Below are 21161 nucleotides of genomic sequence, written 5' to 3'. Positions count from 1 at the left end.
AAAGGGTTTAGCACTAAAAGTACCTAATAATCAATGCCTTGGAAATGACAATTGTCATGTTATTGAAAATCAATTTTGAATAATATTGTGTCTTATGTTGCTTATAATCAAAAGCTAAAAAAGAACCAGATGCATGAACTCTCTGTAGCAATGGGAATCGTGAAAATCGCCGAGGATGAAACCAAAAAGGCCAAGGCGAAGAAGGTTACTTTGATTGAACTTGAAATAGGAAAACTTGCCGGTATTGAGTTCGAGTCATTGGACTTTGTATGGCCCGCTGCAGTTAAAAATACGGTGCTCGAAGAGGCCGAAAGAAAAATCGATGTGAAGGAAGGTTTGGGCAAATGCGCAGATTGTGATGCAGTTTTTGAGATTCAACATTTTTATGATTCGTGCCCAAAATGTGGCAGTAATTTAAAAGGAATAATACAAGGCAAAGAATTAAGGGTCAAGGCCCTTGAAGTAGTTTAAATTAAAAAATAAAATTATGTGCGGAACATGCGGATGCGGAAGCGAAGAAAACGGGCCAAAAATTTTGTCCCCAACAATTGGCAAGGAAAAACATAGCCATGAGCATGGGGAACATCATTCCCATGGGCATCACCATGATCACGACCATAACGGTCATCATCATCATCATCATGACCATTCCCATGGACATGACCATCATCAGAAAACGGTTTTGGAAGTGGAACGGGACATTTTGCAGCAAAATGAAATCATGGCAGCAAGAAACAGAGGGTATTTTGATGCCAAGGATATTTTTGCCCTCAATCTGGTAAGCTCGCCAGGTTCGGGAAAAACCTCGCTTTTGGAACGTACATTGAAAGATTTAAAAGATAAAATTCCATTCTATGTAATCGAGGGAGATCAACAAACCTTAAACGATGCGAATAGAATAGCGGCATTGGATGTTCCTGTAATTCAGATAAATACGGGTAAAGGATGCCATCTGGAAAGTGACATGATTCATGATGCCGTCAAGAAACTGAATATTGAAAACGATTCGGTCTTGATGATTGAAAATGTAGGAAATCTGGTGTGTCCGTCCATGTTCAACTTAGGTGAGCATAAACGAGTGGTCATCGTGAGCACTACGGAGGGAGACGACAAACCCATCAAATATCCGGATATGTTCCACACTTCAGATATCTGCATTATCAATAAAATTGACCTTGCACCTTATTTGGATACCAATATTGAAGAGTTGAGGAAGAATGCTCTACAGGTGAATCCTAATTTGGTCTTCTTCGAAGTTTCGGCTACCAAGGGAACCGGTATGGAGCAATGGTATGAGTGGCTGGAGAAAAATGTAAATCTGATTCCGGAGAATCAGTAAAACTAAGGATTATGTGTTTGGCCATACCAGGAAAATTATTGGAAATAACTGCTGCACTGGATGAAACCTTCCGGATGGGAAAAGTCTCTTTCGGAGGAGTGAAGAAAGACGTAAGCCTTGCATTGGTTCCACAAGCAAAAGTGGACGATTATGTCATGGTGCATGTGGGTGCAGCCATCAGCGTGGTGGACGAAGAAGAGGCGAAGAAGACATTTGAAGTGCTTTCCCAATTGGGGGAACTGGACGATTTGAATCAACTGCCGGAAAGTTCCGGTTAATTATAATACGGTGCCATACTTTGAACTCAAAAAGGACGATACCACTTTCCCGCCTGCTTATTTTGCAGATATAGAGGGGTTGTTGGCTGTTGGAGGCACTATGTCCGTTGAGCGTTTGCTTTTGGCATACAACAGCGGAGTTTTTTATTGGCATTACCCCCTAAAACATATTAAATGGTGGTCGCCCGACCCTAGAATCGTGGTAAAGCCAGAAAGTTTTGAAATACCCGAATCACGATGGGAATCTTTGAATAAAGAGTTCACAGTAACAGTCGATACCGATTTTGAACAGGTCTTGCGGGGCTGTCAGCAGGTGTACAATATAGATGGACAAATGGACAACAGATGGTTGACGGAGCGGATGGTTCGTATGTTCACCGAATTGCACTCCATAAAAAAAGCCCATTCCGTTGAAGTATGGAAAGATGAAAAATTGGTAGGGGGATTGTTTGGCGTAGCTATTGGAAAACTGTTTTTTGGTGAATATTTGTTTTCTACCGTTGACGGGGCCGATGAGCTTGCCGTATTGTACTTGATCAATAAATTAAAGAATCAAAATTATAGGTTGTTGGACATGCAAAAGCAAACCTTTTTCCTTCCTGATATCGATTATGACGAGATGGGCCGATTGGAATATGTGGACATCTGTAAGGAGAATGCTTTGCAATACAAGGATGTTCCCACTGAATTTTAACTAAAAATCGAACAGCTATGAGACTTTCCTTTGCAGAACAGATCCAAAACGCCAATGTGCTTTTACACGAAAACGAGGTGGAGAAGTCCATTGAAAATTACCAAGAGGCATTGCGATTGGCCACAACTCCCGAGCAACAACTTCACTTGAACAGTATCCTGGGGAGGTTGTATCAAAGAACAAAAAATCCGAACAAAGCCATTGAGGCTTTTGAAAATGCGTTGACTTTACTGGAAGGGAACACCAATCTCGGAACCTCAATGGATATGGCATCCATCTTAAACAATATTGCGGCTATACAATCGGAAACAGATAAGGCAAGGGCCATAGACCATTACAAAAATGCCCTTGCCATTTATACTGAAATGGTTGAAGACGGGGAATCGGATTATAGTCCACATTTGGCAAATACGCAATTTGCCCTGGCAGAGGTATATGCCAAAATGAAAGATTATTACTTCGCCAAAAAATATTATAAGGAGGCAATCAAGATTTATGAAAGTCTGAAGGGGCCTGATTATTTGAGATTACGGGCCAGTGCCCACTATCAACTGGGCAATATTTATACGGATGAGTTTAACTTGTTCGATGCCAAGGTTCATTATATGAAGGCACAGAACCTTTTTGAAAACTTGATAGTAGAAGGCGATGATGCATTGAAACCTTATTTGGCAGCTGTCCTTAATAATTTAGCGGTGACGTTCAATTCGATGGAGGAGCCTGAAAAATCTTTGCAATATTATGGTTTGGCGTTAAAAGCTTATCAGGAATTGTCAGATCTCAACTTTGATATCTTTCAGCCTTATGTTGCTTCTACCTTTAACAGTTTGGGCATTGTGCATTCAGAAATGGAGAATTTTGCTCAAGCCATTCTTAACATTAGTCAAGCTGTGGATCGGTACAACGAACTGGCAGATGCAAAACCTCAGGAGTTCACACATTATTTGGCTACGGGTTTACATAATTTGGGCTTGTTCCATTTTGAATTGAGAAAGTATGATGGTGCCATGGATTATTTTGGTCAGGCATTGGAAATCAGAAGGAAATTGGCAACCGAAGAACCCGAAGATTTTGATGCTGATTTTTGTGCTACAGGATTGAATTTGGTGGAGCTTTATCAAACCCAGTTGGAAGATACGCTTGATTTTACTTTCAAAACTCAAGCTTTGGAGCTATTATCTGATGTGGAAGCACGATTGCAAAAATATGGGGACAACTTGCCGGTCATCAAAAATATGAAAAACGATAGCCAGCATTATTTAGACTATTTTACAACAATCAATGAGGAGCATTTGTCCTTGCACCATGTTTTAAGAAAGGTCAATAATCTAAAAGAACAAATAGATGAAACCATTTATCCCGAAGAAAAAATGGTCTTTCAACAAGAAATCATGAACCTTCTTAAAGACAATTTCAACACATTCTCTCACAACGATCGCGTTAAGTACGAACTTGCCCTTGCCCATGTAAATATGAGCTGGCTTCAATTAAGGCTAAAAGAATATGATAAAGCGGAACAAACAATAGTTGATGCACCGATTCTTGAAAGTCCGCTACTATCTTTGAGTTGTAATTTGGCACATAGCTATCTGTTGAAAAATGACATGGATAAAGCCATGGAACTTTATGAAGAACTTTCTAAAAAAGTCAATGATCAGAATGAAAGCTACAAGGCAATAATTTTAAAAGATTTTGAAACCCTGAGGAAGGACGGAATTAATCACGAAGGTTTTAAAACGGTAGCAGAGCGTTTTAAATAATCCAATAGACTTATAAAAAGAACTGGCCAAAAAGTGTTCCTGTTTGTTTAGAACAGTGTTGCACCTTTTGGCCAGTTCCCGTTAAATATAAAAAAGGTATTGTTTTTCTATATTCTTATATGAACAGCAGTTGAGTTCCCTCTTGGTCTGCCCTGCTGTAGAAATCTCCAATGGTAAGGACGCCATCCAAATCATCGATAAGGTCTTTTTCTTCCAAATGGAACATATCCACTGCCAATTTACAAGCCCAGAGTTTACATCCGGAATCGGATAGGATTTCCAAGAATTCACCTACTGGTGGCATATCCAATTTGTCCATTTCTTTTTTCATCATGTTGGAGGCCAATGCTTCAACACCTGGCAAACCACCTAACATGGTTGGCATATGCATTGCAGGGTTACCAACGGTGGCAACGTGCAAGTGCTCCAGTTTCTTCTTTTGAATGGCTTCCAACCCAAAGAACGTAAAGAATATTTCAGATTCTATGCCTTCCATCCGGGCTCCATTGGCCATCACAAATGCTGCATACACATTTTCGAGTGTGGCCTTGGAGAGTATAAATAGCATTTTTTTAACTTTTGTATCGCTCATAATCTTAAGTTTGATTTTGTTCTTAAATCAGATTAATTGAACCTATATCTGTAATTAAATACAGCTTTTTGGTTTTGGAATTCCTGCAATCATAGTCGCTTTTTTCAATGGTCCACCAGGGAACAGTGCGTAGAATTCCTTAATGTTGATGACACCACTTTTTTTGATTCCTCTAATGGATAGCGGTTCCTCATTTTTATATTTCTTCTGGATGTAATCTATGATTTCCCAGTGCTTATCGGTCATTTCTATACCTTGTTCTTTTGCTATCTCTGTGGCAATTTCTTTGTTCCATTGAGAAAGATCGGTTAAATACCCTTCTTGGTCCACTGAAATTGTTGCTTGTCCTATTGTCTTGTCCATTTTATTTAGTATTTAGGTTTACAAATTATGCTTCTGTTTCTTCAAAATGTTTTCCTTTTTCACTCATGGTGGCGGAGACGAAAGGAATATGGATTCCTTTGATCAACATGTTCCAATAAACCCACCTGAATGCCATTTTCCCCATGTGGTTTGTTCTACTTTCTTTAAGAAGGTTCAAGGGTCCGACTCCAGGGAATGGGAACGTACCTTCAACAGGTTCATGAGTGTAGTTAAAGTCGATTAAAAGAGCTTTGCCACCGCCAGTTTCAATAAAGCAGTTGGCGTGTCCGTCGAACTCTTCTTTCAAAGGTTCCCCGTTGATGTACCTCAAAATGTTCTCGGTCAATATTTCGGCCTCAAAGTGCGCTACGGAACCAGCTTTGGAAGCGGGTAAGTTGGTGGCATCACCAAGTGCAAAAATGTTTTCGTGATCTTCGGTTTGCAAAGTAGCTTTATTGGTGGGTACGAAGTTGAGGTCGTCACCCATTCCCGATCTCTCGATCAAAGCATCTCCCATGTTGGTGGGTACAGTGACCAGTATGTCGTAAGGTACTTCGGTTTCCGCATAGTCAATGATTTTGTTGTTTTCATAATCAACACGCTCAATATTGAAATCGGTAACTTCTTTGATTCCTTTATCAGTTAATAAGTGATGCAGTGCTTCAGTAGCTTTTGGTTTGGTGAAAGCACCGCCCAAAGGAGTTACAAAAGTAATGTCCACTTTGTCACGCATGCCTTTGTTCTTAAAGTAAGAATCGGCCAAGAAAGCAAACTCTAATGGAGCAACGGGGCATTTGATGGGCATTTCGGTAATGTGTACCACCAATTTACCACCTTTCCATTCACGGAATTTATCACGAAGAGCTTTTGAACCTTCGTAGGTATAAAAATCAAAGACACTCTTGTGCCATTCAGGACCTTTCATGCCTTCTATTTCTTCAGGTGCAATCTTGGTTCCGGTAGCAATTATCAAAATGTCATAGGGGAGTTCTTTTCCGTTTTCCAACTGAACTTTATTTTGTTCAGGTTGGATAAGTTCAATTTTTTCGTTGATGTAATTGACTCCTTTTGGAATGAACTTGGCTCCTTTTTTCTTTACCTGTTTGGTGGTATAGATATCAAAAGGGAGAAATAAAAACCCAGGTTGATAATAATGGGTCTTATATTGATCTACCACGGTGATTTGCCATTCATTTTTAGGAAGTTTGGATACAAGATGGTTGGACATCATTGTTCCGGCTGTTCCCGCTCCTAATATGACTAAATTTTTCATGATTTCTAGATTGTATGATTTACTTGGGTAAAAGTAGTCAAAGGTTAAATTCGCAAATATGACAATTGTCAGTTTCCAGCTTTTTCCTGTGTAACAAAAGTTACATAAGTAATTGTTTTTTAATGATATAGTAAAACAAATTGAGCAATGACAACACCTTCGGAGCGCTGTCCGGTATTTTAAAATCGCGTTGATTTTGGTCGGAAATGTTTGAAAAAATCGCGAAAAATGAGATTTTGGGAGCTGTACTCAATCTAACCCTGCAACAATAGAATGCTAACCCACCGTGACGTCGAACAAATAACCTACCAATGCTGTAATTCCCATGGCAATGGTGCCCCAGAAGGTTATTCGAACCGTTGCTTTTACTATACTCGAACCTCCAGTTTTGGCCGCTAAGGCCCCTAAGGATATAAGAAAGAAAATTCCAAATCCATATAGGTAATACTCCAAATTTTTAATGGGTAACCATATCGAAACAAATAAAGGTAACAGAGCGCCAAAGGTAAAGGAAGCTCCGGAAACTAGTGCAGCCTGTATGGGTTTTGCCTGACTGATTTCATTAATGCCAAGTTCATCTCGGACATGAGCAGCAAGGGCATCTTTTTCTGTTAATTCCGTAGCTACTAATTTTGCAGTTTCTCTTTTAAGTCCCCTTTCTTGGTATATTTGAGTGAGCATTTCCAACTCCATTTCCGGCATTTCTTCCAATTCTTTTTGTTCCCGTTCAATATCTGCCTTTTCAACATCGGTTTGAGAACTTACGGAAACATATTCCCCTGCAGCCATGGATAGTGCACCTGCAACCAGTCCTGCCAAGGTGGCCAAGATTATAGGTTCCTTACTGTGACTGGCAGCAGCTACACCTATGGCAATACTGGTTGTTGATAAAATACCATCATTTGCACCAAGGACCGCAGCACGTAGCCAATTACTCCTTGTTATATAATGGGGATCTAGATAATTCTGTAATTGGGGCTGGCTTTCACTCATTGTAATAGGTTTTAACTCTAACAAGTTAAGAATAATGAGTAAAATATGATTGATTTTTATGAAGGGGTGTTGCTCGTTCTTTAAGGTATGTTTTTGTAGAGTCGCGGTATCTAGAATTTTTGTGAGGGAATTAAGCTTTAAACCGAATCGTAAAGGTGGTCCCTTGGTTAACTTGGCTGTCTACCTCAATACTCCCTCCAAGGCTGGTAACTTGTTCATGGACCAAATATAGACCGACCCCTTTGCTATCTTCATTGCTATGGAATTTCTGGTTCAATTTGAAAATAAGACCACCTATTTTCTCCATGTCAAAGCCAAGCCCATTGTCGGTATAGATAAGTTTTTTTTCTTCATTTTCTTGAATCGTGCTTATGGTGATTTCGGGGGGGATACTTGGTCTGGCATATTTAATGGAATTGGTGATCAAATTCAAAAAGATACTTTCCATGTAAATATCCTTGAAGTTTACGGCTGTCATAGCACAAAAGTCTATGTAAAATTTAACACTTGCCCTTTCTATCAGTGAACTTATGGAGTTCTTGACCTTATTAAAAACTTTCTTAAAATCTACCTCTTCCATTTCCATATCCAGAGCGTCTCCTTCCTTATAAGAGTCGATATAAGTATTCATGGAATCCTTCAATCCTTCGGCGGATAGTTGTATTAGGCTAAGTATTTCCTTGGTGTCCGCATCATCGATTTTGGTCAAGTCTATTAAATTGACCAAGGACATAATATTGTTCAATGGTGATCTAAGGTCATGCGCGGTGCTGTAGTTTTGCTGTTTAAGCTTTTTATTGATGTTGGAAAGTTGACTTAAATGTGAAATACGTTCTTTCTCTAGGTTTTTAGTATGAGTGATATCCTTGGCTATGGCATATATCAATCTTTCATTTTCCTGAGGCATAGATGTCCAATGTAGCCAGATAATGGCTCCGGACTTACTCAGGTATCTATTTTCAAAATTCACTAGCGGAACATTCCTCTTTAGTGCTTCCCTAAAAGAGGCTGTACGCTCTTGGTCTTCAGGATAAATAAATTCAGAAATCAATTTCGACTTCAATTCCTCTTCGGAATATCCCAAAAGTTTTATAAAAGCAGGATTTATTTTTACAAAATACCCCTCATAATCTGCAATGCAGAGACAATCCATGGATTGTTCAAAAAAGGGTTCTAATTGGGGATTCATTTTTTATAAGTTATGACATTTATAATTTCACCTCCCTTGGGTAGAAAGTAAGTTCAATTTAAGTGAAACATTTAGTGGTCGGTATTCTTTATCGTATCTATTACAATAATACAATTTTGCATACTTGATTATTGCATAAAGTAACGGAAATAGTAGCCAGTTATTTTAAAGTAGAAGGTGAGATGATAGAACATCACTTTTTAATTTTTTTAAGACGATGTCGGTTTGGTGCTTTTTTGATTGATTTTATATCAAATAAAATTAATAAAAGCCTCTAAATTACTGATTTACAGGTTTGATGTATTGTTTTGATGGTGTTTTGGTGTAGCCGGAGGAACCAGAACCTATCCCTCAAATCCCTTGTGAATAAAAGGATTTCAGCTATTCAAAATTTGATGCTCACCGAATAGGTGACTTTTTATAATTTTCATCGTTTATTTGAACTTTTATAGCATGTGCATTTAGGGCTATCGCTTTGAATATGGTCTTTTAACTCCAAAATCAAAGGAATAATCCACAATCCTTTTTATTGTCGCAATTTGTCCACAATGCCACATAGTATGCTTTATATTCCAATCAATCGCGTCAAATTTGGTTTTAGCAATTGGATGAGGAACTTTAGTGGGTTCAATGGTTTCATGCAAGTCGTTTACGGATAATGACCCGATTACTTTTAAAGATTTTCCCTGCATGATTTTCAAATGTTCCATTAATTGTTTTGGGTCGGTCTTTCCTACCATTTCTTTGGCATAGGTATCGTATTTACAAATTTCTGTGTAGTGACCTAAATTCAGTTTTTCAATTATTTCAGAAATATGCCCTACCGTTGTCATAATCGTGTGGTAATAAATGCTGATTATTTGATGACCGATCTGCCAACTTAAATTTGACCCGATTCCATCCGCTATGATATCCCACTTTTCGGCCGGTACAGAAACAATCAGTTTGTTTGTCCACTCGAATGCGCTTTCTGTCTGTTTGGTCAAGATTTGAATTTCGGTCATTTTATTTGTTTTTGCAATGGGTGATATATTGCACTATATATAATTCGTATATCGAGATATAAAACTACTTAATGGAATGTTCTATGTTGTGAATCATCGTTTATTCGAACTTTTTTAAATGTAGGAAACTCCTAATAAACAATATTTGAGTTTTCGGTGAAAAGAAAAGTGAAATGGTTAATAGAAGGTTCGCAAAAGGGGTAAGGCCACAGTGTAATAAAACGGTGAAATAATGTCTGCTTAAAAGAAAGAAATGGTTAGATAATTCAAGCAGAAAATTTTTCAATATCATTTAGTTATGATTCCGTGTTTTTAAAATTGGAAAGTCCAAAACTCACATGAGGATTTCCCAAAGAGTGTCCTATTCCTTATATGGGACACTGTCATACTTGTTATAGAGTTGTTCAAATCGATCCTGGGCAAATGGCTTTTCCTCTAAAACTTGTTTTAGACCTTTGAAAAAGCCCTCCCGTCCCATGGAGGGATTAAAGAACAAAAGTACCTTTACGGGTTCGTCGGTATCGTTCTTAAATCCATGTACCGTAAATTTTGGAATATGTACCATGGTGCCGGGTAGAGCAGTTTGCTGAGCATCCTTTGCCGTTATCGTCAGGTTTCCAGAGATCACAATGAAGAGCTCTTCCATGAACCGGTGATAGTGCAGGTCAGCTCCCATACTTTGAGGGGCAAGCTCGATTTGGTATACCCCGAATTGACCGTTTGTCATATCGCTGGTAATCTTTAGCAAAACGTTACTGTTATATATGCCAATGTCCTCACCCTCTTCTGGAGCGATTATCCGTGGTTTTCCTTTTAGGTCGTCAACCAGATATTCAGTCTCCTTATTTTGCATATTCATTGGTTTTAAAATAGTCCTCAATGGCTGCTTTTGAATTTTGTAGGGCGTATTCGGAACCTTCATAGGTTGTTCCGTAAATGCTAAAGCTGTTTATCTGGTCTATACCCATGTAATTCAGGATGCCCTCCAGGTAAGCCTCAACGCCATCGGGGGACTCCCCATTGATGGGCGCTCCACCCCTGGACACTATAACATTTGCGGACTTGTTTATAAGAAGCCCCTTCCTAATATAAGTTTTTGGATCGTAGGCAAACGTCTTGTTAATCCGGATTATATGATCGATATATGCTTTCAAGGTGCTTGGTACCGCATGATTGTATACCGGGGAACCGATAAGAATCTCGTCGGCCTGTTCCACTTCTGATATCAGTTCATCCGATAGGGTCAAGTCTGTCTCCCCATTCACATTCTTGGCAAAGGCACCATAGACCTCTTGGGTCAGGTGAGGTGGTTTGGTCCTTTCCAAATCGCGTCTTATAACCATACCATCCGGGTTGACGGTTTTCCATAGTTTTTCAAAATGGTCCGCCGCCTGTCGGCTGAACGAATTTGTTAGATTGAAACTGGAATCAATTCTTAAAAGTGTCTTCATATCTGTGTTTTTGTATACGACAATTATCTTATAAAAAAAGTGACGGGTAGAACAAGATTTTTGTTGTTCTATTTGAACCACAGTGCAGGATGATATCCTGGTACCCCTATTCCTTTAGTTCCGGGAATATAGTATGGACAAAGTAGGACTTGGTTGGGAAGAGGGCCAAAAAATTGAATGACACAAAGGATGAGTTGGATCTATGGTTCAAAAACAAATAGATAGGGTAGGGTACTATTCTGGCACTATTGATTCATTTTCTTGTGGAGAATCCCATTTGGCGACCATTTTTTAAGAGAACAATTGTTATCCATTATATCATTATTGATTAAATGATTCTCAGCACGGTAAAAGCGATAAGACCCGTGCATTACTCTGTTCGACATATCTGACTTCCTTGTTGACCTAAATAGGTGTGTCACATTATTTGATTGTGGCTTGTCTATATCTAGGAACTAACAATTGTAAAAATGTTACAAAATCGCTATGTCATATTCGAAACAAATAGGTCAGGGAACTATTGATGCAGGAGGGTTTGTGACACAATACAATTCTTTTATAAACTAATTTTAACAAAAACACTGTCCTTGGCAATCGGACCAAGGGTAGTACGTATTTAACAGTAAATCAAAATGAGTATGGAACAAAAACAAGTAATAATTAACGCCGTAACCAAATTTATAAAAGGGGGAGATGAAAGTGATATTAAAGCTTTAAAACATATTCTGCATGACCAATTTAGAAATGTACAATATGGTTTCTTTGGTAAAAAAGGAGTCTTTGTAATCAGTAAATCAGAATATATAGATCTTATTGAGCAAAAAACTTTTGGGGGAGTACCTCGCTCAATGGATATCCTCCAGATTGAAGTTTTAGGGAACATAGCAATGACCAAAGTTAAAATGGAAAGCACTGAATTGAAGTTCATTTCTTATATTTCCCTGATTCTTGATGACGGCGAATGGAAGGTAATTGAGAATTTTCCACATGTTGAATATAAGAGTAAATAAGATTTAGGGTTGGAAATCAAAAATTAAAAATGAAGGGGATAGATTGCCCACCAATCTATCCCTTAGATACACTGATTTAGTCCTTTCTAAAATCAGTTTTGACTCCATTTTTACTTCTTATAAGAACTAATTTTAAAGATTATCGGTGATCCCATAAATGACACATGTTTGAGTTCCCTTGGTTATCCTACTACTCAAAAAAATATAGGTAATTTATACACATGCATGAAAGTATGGGAAACCTTTGATGATAAACCAAGTTCTAATGGATATTGAAAAAATTCTAACAAAAAACAGGTTGACATTACCAGGACTCTCCAATCCTGGTGGTGAATATATTTCGGTCAACGTAAGGCATAAAATAATATATGTGGCAATTCAATTTCCGATTTTCAATGACAGGTTTCTGTACCAAGGCAGATTGGTCGATACTATTACTACAGAAGATGGACATAGGGCGACAGAACTTTGTGCATTGAACATACTTTCTCAAATACATCATAAAATTGGGTTTGAAAATGTACTCGGGCTCAATCATCTGGATATGTACTATCGGTCGACGGAGGATTGGGATGATGCCCCTAAAATTTTCGACGGGGCCTCTGGACTTTTTGCTAAAGTGTTGGGGGATAAGGGTCTTCATTCTAGGTCAATTTTTGGAGTAAATAAATTACCGAAGAATTTTTGTGTGGGAATAACATCATCTTTTACATTGGTATAATGGGATATACCTTTGATGCCTATACCCCGAGAAGACAGGCAATTTTTAAGGTTTTACTGATTCAGCACGTTACTGTATGTGAATTCTATTCATCAATTTGCTAAAGTTCGTGGGGTCTATTCTCAGGTAAGACGCCAAATCGTTTTGCGACACAAGTCCAAACAAATGAGGGCTTCTTTGCGAAAATATTTTAAAACGTTCTTCCGTATTGTAAGCTAAAAATTCGTGATGTCTTTCTATGATACCCAATAAAAAATACTCTGAAATTTTTCTGAATAGGGTTTCAAGTTCCCGATGTTCTTCAATTAGTCTATTGTGCTGAGTAAACGATAATCGTAAAAACGTACTGTCGGTTATGGTTTCCAAGTAATACTTTGATGGCGTTTGGGTAAAAAATGATTCCATAATTCCACTGAATGAAGGGGAATAAGCAAAGAACATGATGTGCTGTTTACCATTGTTCAAATAGTAGGATTTCTGAATACCGTCCAATACAAAATAGATGTAACGTTCAGTTTTGCCTTCCTCTGTCATTATGGTTTTCTTTGGTCTGGAGTACTCTTGCCAATGCGAGAGGTATTTATCCATAATAGAATCATCGACCTTATAGAAATTGTTAAGAAAATCTTTCATTAAACGGGTGCAAATGGATGGTTTATGGAAAATTTATTTTTATTAAATGAATATTCATTTATATTTGTCCCATGAGGAGTAAGGATGAAAATAAACGTTTGAGGATAAAGCAAGCTTGCATTGACTTAGCATTTGATGATGGAATTGAAGGTATATCCGCAATAAAATTAGCAAAAAAAGCTAAGGTCTCCGCAGCTAGTATTTATGTTTATTATGATAATATGAGTGACATGTTGCAGAAAATCAACGAGGAAATTCTTGTGGATTATTTTAATGAAATATCAGAGGTAATAGACTTGGATAGATCGGTCAAACAAAATTTTCTAACACTTTGGAATGCCGCATATAATTATTGTAAAAACCATTATAAGGAGTTTATTTTCACAACCCGAATATCCAATACCTGTGTTGTTGATCTTAAAAGGAAAAATGCCATTCCTCCACACCACAAAAGATTGTTCGAATATTTGGATAAGGCAATCAATGAGCATAAAGTAAAACCCTTGTCCGTGGAATGTTTCATTTATATTGCGTTTACGCCATTTTATGGTATTCTTAAAACCAACATTGAAAATGACGTTGTGAACATCGATGATGATATCCACAACTTATTGATTACAGCTGCCTGGGATGCAGTGAGAATATAATTTTTTTAATTTTAAAAATAAACGAATATTCATTTAATTATATATGACAAATACTTTTTTAATAAACGGGCATGAGCCTTATCCGTTCTCAAAAGGCGAATTGAACAAAACTTTTGTAGAAACTGCCAAAGAAACCTTGGAATCAATGGGGCATAATGTAAAATATGTTGCTATAACGGAGCCTTACGATGTGGAAAGTACCGTAGAGACCTTCTTCTGGGCAGATAACATCATTTATCAGACCCCTGTATTTTGGTTTGGTATTCCAGGTGCTTTTAAGACATTCATTGACAATGTTTTTAATACTGGTCTAACACGGTTTATTCAAATGGATCCTTCAATTGAATATGGAACTGGTGGCTTGTTGACCAATAAAAGATATATGCTTTCCACTACATGGAATGCCCCTAAAAGCTTTTTCAACAACCAAAATGGAAAACTTTTAAAGGACAAGAACCTAGATGATATTTTTTTGCCTTTTCATTTATCCAATAGGTATATAGGATTAAATCAGCTTCCAAGTTTTGCCACATATGATATTTACCATAACCCCAGTATAATGGAAGATATCGAAAAATATAAATCACATTTACAACAACACTTTATAAACTAGAAACATGAAAAGTATATCAATAATCGTATATGGCGGACCGGAAGAATTGATCATCAATCCGGAAACACCTGTGCCCCACGTTGCGGACAACCAAATTTTGGTGGAGAACTATGCCGCTGGAATAAATCCACATGACATGTATTTAAGAGGAGGTTTTTTAGCACCGTTCATAGGTGAAAATTTTCCCATAATACCGGGATTGGACATAGCTGGAAAAGTAATTCAAATAGGCAAAAAGGTACAGAAATTCAAAATTGGCGATTTGGTTTATGGCATGATGGATTCAAATGAAAAATTTTCCAGAACTGGATTTGCCCAATCTGGTGCCTACGCTGAATTTTGTGTTACTAGGGAGGATACACTTTCATTAAAACCTGAAATTCTCTCGTTTGAGGAAGCTGCTTCCATTCCCTTGGCGGCATTGACCGCATATCAAGCCTTAAGGAAATGTAACCCTGAAAGTGGTAAAACCATTCTTATCAATGGTGCTTCTGGAGGTGTTGGAAGCATGGCCGTTCAAATTGCAAAACATTATGGATTGCATGTCACTGCCGTGTGCAGTGAGGCCTCCGATAGTTTTGTCACCACCTTGAAGCCTGACTCGATTTTACATTATGACAAAATTGACTTTACTTCTTTAAAAAACAAATATGATATCATTTTTGATGTTGTTGGAAATAAGAGCTTCGAATTATGTCAATCCCATTTAACCGATAATGGCACCTACATTTCGAATGTTCCTAACGAGAAAACATTTCTTGCTTATCAAAATCCAAGTGAAGCCGAGGCTTATGGATTCAATGTAAAAAACCAATTCAATTGGGTGCTTCCTTCAGGGGCGGATCTCGAAGAAATTTCCAGGCTGATCGAAGAGGGGATCATAAAACCGGTGGTACACAAAAAATTTACACTTGAAGAAGCTACATCCGCCCATACATACTTTGATGAAAATAAAGTAAATGGCAAATTGGTGTTGAGTATCAAAAGTCAATAGGATGTGGACAAGGACCAATGGAAGAAAAATTTTCATTGGTCCAATTTTCCTATTTAATCAAAACGGGTATAAGAGATGTTGGTTTTTACCAAGAATTTTAGTCTTGACTTTATGGAAGTTTGTGCCGGTATGTAATGTAAACTGGCCCATTCAAATTCAATTTTAAATAATAACAAAGTTACCCTTGACCTTGTACGTTTTTCAAAAAGATAAACAAAATGACAAACCAAGAAATTGTAATAAAATTTTTAAGTGGGTTTAACAACCCGGAGATGATCGAAGATTCCCTGTCGTTATTGGACGATGACTATAAATTTAAAAATCCGATGGTTGAACTGGGTTCTAAAAAAGAGTTTATCGCCTTAGCAAGGGAAATTGGGGCGGTGTTGACCAATTTAAATATCATGTATACTGCTCAAAATGGTGAATGGGTAGCCGCATATTATGAGTTTAGGTCATCACTGCCGGGCGTAGAGTCAAATATGGCATCCGAATGGTTTAGGGTAGAAAATGGGATTATCAAAGAATCACATCTTATCTATGATGCTACCAACTGGAGAAAGATATATGCACAAATGGAATCTGATGATTGATTTCCTTACGGATAAAATCCTTTTTGTAATAACCAAATAAAAATCAATTGACAGCAAAAAACCGATAAGATGTCACGTTTTAAAGTTTTTGATGGTCATATTACCTTAATAACATAAACAATGAAAAGAAATTTAATAAGCTCCGGATCAACTTTTGAAGAAAAGATTTCTTATTCCAGGGTCGTCGTTGATGGCAATATGGTGTTTGTTTCGGGAACTACAGGGTACAACTACGAAACCATGTCAATTAAAGAAGATATTGTTGAGCAAACAGAGCAATGTTTTCTGAATATAGAGGCGGCCCTTAACAAAGCGGGATCTGGATTAAAAGATATCGTTAGGGTCATGTATATTTTGCCGGATGCCAAAGATTTTGAAAAGTGTTGGCCGGTATTCAGAAAGTATCTTGGGGACGTTAGACCATCTGCAACCATGATATCCGCAGGTCTGGCACATGAGGATATGAAAATTGAAATTCAGGTGACCGCTCTAAAAGGTAATACCGATTAATTTCTATAGTACAATGGAATCATCAAAGGAGATACTTCTTCAAAAAGTGGCCAAGATTGTAGGTTTCCTTTTCTTGTTCATTATGGGCACTGCAATGTATAATGAGTTCTATGTGCGCTCCAAACTTGTTGTAGCGGGTAATGCACTTCAGACTTTTGAGAATATTCGTGCCAATGAAGCATTATTCAGGATTGGAGTGGCAAGTGAATTATTGACGACGGTTTGTATTGCGGCCCTTGTTTTGGCACTTTTTGTTTTGCTCCGGGAAGTGAACAAAAATATTGCGCTATTGGCTCTATTCTTCCGAGGGGTGGAAGTCGTGGTATTTGCAATTATTGTATTGAACAGTTTTGTTGTTCTTAGGTTGGTCAATGGGTCAACAAGCTATTTTGGGAGCATGGATCAAGAAACATTGTCGTCATGGACCCTGTTGTTTATTATGGCTCATTCCAATGGGTACGATATAGCAGTGGTTTTCTTTGGCTTGGGCTCCCTTTTGTTTAGCTATCTATTGTACAGCTCGCGATATGTTCCTAAAATAATTTCAGGTTTGGGCATTTTCTCTGCTTTAACCGTGGTCATTTGCACTTTTGTTATGATTGTGGCCCCAAATACCATTGGGACACTATCGCCAATGTGTTATCTGCCTATTACAATATTTGAAGTATACTTGGGAGCTTGGCTCCTGATCAAAGGAGTCAAAATCTCGTGATAAACCAATTGAGATACTATGCCTACTGTTTTTAAAATAACTGAGAATTATAATCAATTACTATTCCCATATGCCTATAATGTCTTGGGATCGATCGAAGATTCCCAGGATGTCATACATGATGTCGTTAGCAAATTCTTGGGTAAAGGAATTGATGGTGAAGTTGACAATATAAAAGGATACCTAATCAAAAGTGTTATCAATAGGGCGATAAATGTCAAAAATAGACAAAAAAAGATAGTGTTGGATAGGGGGGAATTGCCAGATCCAATAGCTACGGATAGGGCGGATACTTCTTCGTACTTAAATGACATTGTTTCCTATTCACTATTGATTTTATTGGAAAAACTGAATGTTAAGGAAAGAGCGGTGTTTATCTTGAAAGAAGCCTTTGATTATTCACACGCCGAGATTGCCGAAGTTCTGTCAACTTCTACTGAAAACTCTAGGAAATTGTTGAGCAGGGCAAAATTAAAAATCAAAAAGGATGAACATTCCCAAAGAGTGTCTCCAAAAAAGACCCATGAATATTTAAATAGATATGTTCAAGCCATAAGAAACAAGGATATCGATTTTTTAGAAACTCTTTTAACCGATGATATATCGGTCGTTGCAGATGGTGGAGATAGCGTGAAAGTGGTGAGGAGGGTTACTACTGGTAAAAAGCTGAGTATGGACTTGCTTATCAGGGTGGATGAACTGTTCCTTCGGAATCAAGAGATTAAAATTCGTCATGTGAATCATCAACCTGCAATACTCTATTATGAAAACAACATCTTGACTTCCTGTCAGATATTTTCAGTGAACAAGGATCAACAGATTCATAGGGTGAGTTCGGTTGTCGACCCGCGAAAATTGCAGCAGGTCAATTTAATGTGTTAAGTTTTTTTGGCGGGAAGGTGATAGGTTATTTGATCTATTGCCCAATGCAGAAGCTTAAGAGCAAAATTATTTATAAAAATCTTGGTATCAAGATAAATTTAAACCTTCAATCATGAACCATTATAAACTATTAGGCATTTTTTTGTTACTCATTTGCCTTGGTTGCAATCAAGATAAACAAGCAACAATAAAGGAAGTAACTGGTTTTGTAAAGTCGGCAATGGACAGTATTCAAGTAGTACCGGGTGTTGCTGTTGCCATTGTGGATAGCACAGGTGTTGTAATGACAAAAGGGTTTGGATTTTCGGATCTTGAGAATGACATCAAGGTAACAGAAGAGACCAATTTTTATATTGCCTCGACCACCAAACCATTTGTGGGATTGTTGGGTGCTATTTTACATTACGAAGGGCTCTTGGACCTTGATAAAAAAATCGTTGACTATAAGCCTTTCAAGAATTTTGGTCGAAAGGACGTTTTTGAAAATGTAACGATAAGGGATTTGCTCTCACATCAAAGTGGTATCGACAATCCATACTTGTCCTTCAGACTTGCCTATACGGGCAGCTATACCAATGAGGATATCTTAAGGATCATTGAAGAGGAGACCCATTATCGGGAGGAGGGGAAAGAATTCGAATACACCAATTTTGGGTATTATCTTTTCAGTGTCTTGTTGCAAGAGGAATTTGGTGCCAAATGGCAAGATTTACTTGATGAAAAGGTGTTCGCCCCGCTAAACATGCCAGATGCTTCCGGATATATTTCAGAAAATAGACCGAGTTTATGGGCCCAACCTTATTATGGTACAAGGCCATCTACATTAAAAAAGGCAAGTACGCTAAAAACTGATGCTACCATGCACGCTGCCGGTGGCTTGGTCATGAATGCTAAAGATGTGGCCAATTTTATGCGTTTTATGATAAATAATGGGTACTTGGATGGTGAGCAAGTATATCCTGAGCAAGTTGTCCTGAACAATTATTCCAAAGAAGTGTCAACAGGAGATGATATTCCGGTCTTTAATGCACATGGATATGGTTTAGGCTGGTTGCTTGGAACCGTGAAAGGGCAAACCATGGTAAATCATCAGGGTGGTTATATAGGATATAAATCCAGCATCACCTTCTTCCCTGAAAAAAAGCTCGGGGTCGCTGTATTCACAAATCATCAAGAAATGGGACGGACACTCGCCAATACCATAAGTGATTATGTCTATGAATTGTATTTGGGAGAGAATAATGATTTGAACAGTTATGGCGAAAACCTATTTAAGGACATACGGGAAAGACTTCTGAAAGCCCAAAAGCGGGAGAATGATGAAATAGAAAAATGGGGAAGCCCCGATTGGAATCTAACATTGCCGAAAGAAGCTTACCCAGGGTCATTTTATAACAAAAATGATGGCACTGTGAATATTGAGTATGTCAACGACAAATTTGAAATTTCCAACGGGAACCTGTTTTGTATGGGCGAGCCATATTTTGATAAGGATTGTTTTAAGGTCGAATTGATTTCCACATCCAGAAAAACAATCTGTTTTATAATAGAAAATGGCGAAGTAACAGGTATTGATTTTAGGGATAAAGTGTTTGAAAAAATTAAAGACTAAATCGGATTTTGGGCAAAGCTGGAAATCGGATGCAAACAATTATGCTGAAAACAATACCAAAACAGTACGATCTACCTTAAACAAATGGAGGTGTCAAATTTTTGACACCTCTTATTTATAAACCTTACGATAAATTAAGAAAGCCCAATGAGAAATCCCTTGTCCGATACAGTTGGATTTGGTTCTCGGGAAAGGGCTTTTAAAAAAATTAACCAAAAAAATGCTTGACACATCTGTCTTGTTTTGGTCTTTAATGTGATTTGACCCATTCGACCGAATCCATGGCATATTCCATATTCTTAAAAGCTGGGAATCCTTGTTTTCTTTCAAAGGAGTCCATTTTCCAGGATTTTGTAAAGAGAACCTTCATCATAAACAGCATACCTCTTATTTTATTCCCAAAACCCTGTTTGGAGATGGGAAGTTCCAGGAGATATCTTTCCGTAATGGTTTTAAAATTATCTGGTTCTTTGCCGACTATATCCCTGACCGTGTTGTTTGGTGCTTTGAATGCAAACGCCCCTCTATGGGCTTCTTCCACATAGTATTTTACCTGTGATGCATCCATTTGCGGATAACCGGATGCCCGTAATACTTTGTAGATCATAGGAAAGGACATTTTGGATGCTTTTACTTTCCTTCCTAGGGCCTCTCCGATTATTTTTGCCATTTGGGCGGCTGTGAGCAGTTCATCTCCTGTAATTCGATAGGATTTATCTTTGTGTTTTTCCGGATCTTTCAGGATATGGGCTGCGACCAAACCTATGTCCTCGTTTGATGGCGGGGCATTGTTTCCAAAATCAGGCAGCATACCAAATTGGGTAAGAGGTTCTGGGGTCATAAAATATACAAATGCGAAAAGCCCAGGGTTTAGCAAAGTTACCTTTGACTTAGTCTGTCTTTTGAAGGCTTGGTCAACCAACCAATGTTCTTTGGTGTAAACCGATGGGTGCCTGTTGGAGGACAACCATTGTGTTAAGAGTACAACATGTTCAACCTTGGATTCCTCCAATGCATTGATAAAAGTTTCCCCTTGAAACAAAAGATTGGGGTAGGTGGGAACAAAATACACCCGGGAAATACCCTCCAATGCGTTCCTTACATCGTTAATGTCTTCGATGTTCCCTACAAACAACTCTGCGCCCAGTTGACCTAATAGGGCTGCTTTTTTTGCCTTGGAATTTCTTACAAATGCCCGTACAGAAAATCCGAGCCTTAATAATTCTTTGGCAGCGGGAAAACCGGTATGCCCGTTTGCTGCGGTAATCAAAACTTTAATATCCTTCATAAGTAACATG

Annotated in this window: 25 protein-coding genes; 15 read left to right on the top strand and 10 right to left on the bottom strand. The window is 38.0% G+C overall.

The annotated features are described in order from the left end of the window. Window positions 1-129 precede the first annotated feature (129 nt). From hypA to ACQQ5U_RS12390, 5 genes are read left to right on the top strand one after another with little or no spacing between them, the layout of a single operon-like run. On the top strand, window positions 130-471 hold the full coding sequence (gene hypA, locus ACQQ5U_RS12410) for a hydrogenase maturation nickel metallochaperone HypA (protein WP_437397956.1): 342 nt from the start codon (window positions 130-132) through the stop codon (window positions 469-471). A 16-nt stretch (window positions 472-487) separates the two neighbouring features. Continuing rightward, window positions 488-1339, top strand: a complete 852-nt coding sequence (gene hypB / locus ACQQ5U_RS12405; protein WP_437397954.1) for a hydrogenase nickel incorporation protein HypB — start codon at window positions 488-490, stop codon at window positions 1337-1339. An 11-nt stretch (window positions 1340-1350) separates the two neighbouring features. Next, a complete protein-coding gene (locus tag ACQQ5U_RS12400) occupies window positions 1351-1617 on the top strand; it encodes a HypC/HybG/HupF family hydrogenase formation chaperone (protein WP_437397952.1) in 267 nt (88 codons plus the stop codon). A 10-nt stretch (window positions 1618-1627) separates the two neighbouring features. Continuing rightward, window positions 1628-2311, top strand: coding sequence for a leucyl/phenylalanyl-tRNA--protein transferase (locus ACQQ5U_RS12395; protein ID WP_437397950.1), 684 nt, complete (start codon window positions 1628-1630; stop codon window positions 2309-2311). A 17-nt stretch (window positions 2312-2328) separates the two neighbouring features. After that, entirely contained in the window at window positions 2329-4071 is a 1743-nt protein-coding gene (locus ACQQ5U_RS12390) for a tetratricopeptide repeat protein (RefSeq protein WP_437397948.1), read from the top strand. A 115-nt stretch (window positions 4072-4186) separates the two neighbouring features. Here ACQQ5U_RS12390 and ACQQ5U_RS12385 read toward each other — a convergent pair whose 3' ends face one another. From ACQQ5U_RS12385 to ACQQ5U_RS12350, 8 genes are all read right to left on the bottom strand, one after another. Then, a complete protein-coding gene (locus ACQQ5U_RS12385; RefSeq protein WP_437397946.1) occupies window positions 4187-4663 on the bottom strand; it encodes a DsrE/DsrF/DrsH-like family protein in 477 nt (158 codons plus the stop codon). Between the two features lie 54 nt (window positions 4664-4717). Next, window positions 4718-5026 (bottom strand): TusE/DsrC/DsvC family sulfur relay protein, encoded by a 309-nt coding sequence (locus ACQQ5U_RS12380; protein ID WP_437397944.1) that lies wholly within the window; start codon window positions 5024-5026, stop codon window positions 4718-4720. A 25-nt stretch (window positions 5027-5051) separates the two neighbouring features. Beyond that, window positions 5052-6299 carry a type III sulfide quinone reductase, selenoprotein subtype gene (sqr, locus tag ACQQ5U_RS12375; RefSeq protein ID WP_437397943.1) on the bottom strand — a complete coding sequence of 416 codons (1248 nt, stop codon included), beginning with the start codon at window positions 6297-6299 and terminating at the stop codon, window positions 5052-5054. Between the two features lie 276 nt (window positions 6300-6575). After that, a complete protein-coding gene (locus ACQQ5U_RS12370) occupies window positions 6576-7292 on the bottom strand; it encodes a VIT1/CCC1 transporter family protein (RefSeq protein ID WP_437397941.1) in 717 nt (238 codons plus the stop codon). 130 nt (window positions 7293-7422) lie between these two features. Further along, a complete protein-coding gene (locus tag ACQQ5U_RS12365) occupies window positions 7423-8481 on the bottom strand; it encodes a sensor histidine kinase (protein WP_437397939.1) in 1059 nt (352 codons plus the stop codon). Between the two features lie 467 nt (window positions 8482-8948). Next, on the bottom strand, window positions 8949-9485 hold the full coding sequence (locus tag ACQQ5U_RS12360; RefSeq protein WP_437397938.1) for a DinB family protein: 537 nt from the start codon (window positions 9483-9485) through the stop codon (window positions 8949-8951). A gap of 361 nt (window positions 9486-9846) precedes the next feature. Beyond that, a complete protein-coding gene (locus ACQQ5U_RS12355) occupies window positions 9847-10338 on the bottom strand; it encodes a cupin domain-containing protein (protein ID WP_437397937.1) in 492 nt (163 codons plus the stop codon). After that, entirely contained in the window at window positions 10328-10936 is a 609-nt protein-coding gene (locus ACQQ5U_RS12350) for an FMN-dependent NADH-azoreductase (protein WP_437397935.1), read from the bottom strand. The genes ACQQ5U_RS12355 and ACQQ5U_RS12350 overlap by 11 nt, the downstream gene beginning before the upstream one ends. A 638-nt stretch (window positions 10937-11574) precedes the next feature. Between ACQQ5U_RS12350 and ACQQ5U_RS12345 the strand changes: the two genes are divergently transcribed. Further along, window positions 11575-11946 carry a nuclear transport factor 2 family protein gene (locus ACQQ5U_RS12345; RefSeq protein ID WP_437397933.1) on the top strand — a complete coding sequence of 124 codons (372 nt, stop codon included), beginning with the start codon at window positions 11575-11577 and terminating at the stop codon, window positions 11944-11946. Between the two features lie 265 nt (window positions 11947-12211). Further along, entirely contained in the window at window positions 12212-12667 is a 456-nt protein-coding gene (locus ACQQ5U_RS12340; RefSeq protein WP_437397932.1) for a RidA family protein, read from the top strand. A gap of 69 nt (window positions 12668-12736) precedes the next feature. Here ACQQ5U_RS12340 and ACQQ5U_RS12335 read toward each other — a convergent pair whose 3' ends face one another. Next, the gene (locus ACQQ5U_RS12335) at window positions 12737-13300 is read right to left on the bottom strand and encodes a Crp/Fnr family transcriptional regulator (protein WP_437397930.1); all 564 of its coding nucleotides are present in this window, start codon (window positions 13298-13300) and stop codon (window positions 12737-12739) included. A gap of 71 nt (window positions 13301-13371) precedes the next feature. Here ACQQ5U_RS12335 and ACQQ5U_RS12330 point away from each other — a divergent pair, with 71 nt between their 5' ends. The 8 genes from ACQQ5U_RS12330 (at window position 13372) to ACQQ5U_RS12295 (ending at window position 19863) form a co-directional block, all read left to right on the top strand. Beyond that, window positions 13372-13947, top strand: coding sequence for a hypothetical protein (locus ACQQ5U_RS12330; RefSeq protein WP_437397929.1), 576 nt, complete (start codon window positions 13372-13374; stop codon window positions 13945-13947). Window positions 13948-13990: 43 nt separating this feature from the next. Further along, entirely contained in the window at window positions 13991-14560 is a 570-nt protein-coding gene (locus ACQQ5U_RS12325; RefSeq protein WP_437397927.1) for an NAD(P)H-dependent oxidoreductase, read from the top strand. A 4-nt stretch (window positions 14561-14564) separates the two neighbouring features. Next, window positions 14565-15554: an NADP-dependent oxidoreductase gene (locus ACQQ5U_RS12320; protein WP_437397925.1), complete on the top strand. Its 990-nt coding sequence runs from the start codon at window positions 14565-14567 to the stop codon at window positions 15552-15554. Between the two features lie 218 nt (window positions 15555-15772). Then, window positions 15773-16147, top strand: a complete 375-nt coding sequence (locus tag ACQQ5U_RS12315) for a hypothetical protein (RefSeq protein WP_437397923.1) — start codon at window positions 15773-15775, stop codon at window positions 16145-16147. A 120-nt stretch (window positions 16148-16267) separates the two neighbouring features. Then, window positions 16268-16657 (top strand): RidA family protein, encoded by a 390-nt coding sequence (locus tag ACQQ5U_RS12310; protein ID WP_437397922.1) that lies wholly within the window; start codon window positions 16268-16270, stop codon window positions 16655-16657. A 13-nt stretch (window positions 16658-16670) separates the two neighbouring features. After that, the gene (locus ACQQ5U_RS12305) at window positions 16671-17369 is read left to right on the top strand and encodes a DUF4386 domain-containing protein (RefSeq protein ID WP_437397920.1); all 699 of its coding nucleotides are present in this window, start codon (window positions 16671-16673) and stop codon (window positions 17367-17369) included. An 18-nt stretch (window positions 17370-17387) separates the two neighbouring features. Beyond that, window positions 17388-18251: a sigma-70 family RNA polymerase sigma factor gene (locus tag ACQQ5U_RS12300; protein WP_437397919.1), complete on the top strand. Its 864-nt coding sequence runs from the start codon at window positions 17388-17390 to the stop codon at window positions 18249-18251. Window positions 18252-18363: 112 nt separating this feature from the next. Beyond that, complete coding sequence (locus ACQQ5U_RS12295; protein WP_437397917.1) at window positions 18364-19863, top strand: serine hydrolase domain-containing protein; 1500 nt, start codon at window positions 18364-18366, stop codon at window positions 19861-19863. A gap of 250 nt (window positions 19864-20113) precedes the next feature. Here ACQQ5U_RS12295 and ACQQ5U_RS12290 read toward each other — a convergent pair whose 3' ends face one another. Then, entirely contained in the window at window positions 20114-21151 is a 1038-nt protein-coding gene (locus ACQQ5U_RS12290) for an NmrA family NAD(P)-binding protein (protein ID WP_437397915.1), read from the bottom strand. Between the last annotated feature and the right edge of the window lie 10 nt (window positions 21152-21161).

Origin of the sequence: Flagellimonas lutimaris (assembly GCF_051494225.1) — a bacterium.
Classification (GTDB): Bacteria; Bacteroidota; Bacteroidia; order Flavobacteriales; family Flavobacteriaceae; genus Flagellimonas; species Flagellimonas lutimaris_A.
This window is presented reverse-complemented; position numbering and strand designations above follow the sequence as displayed.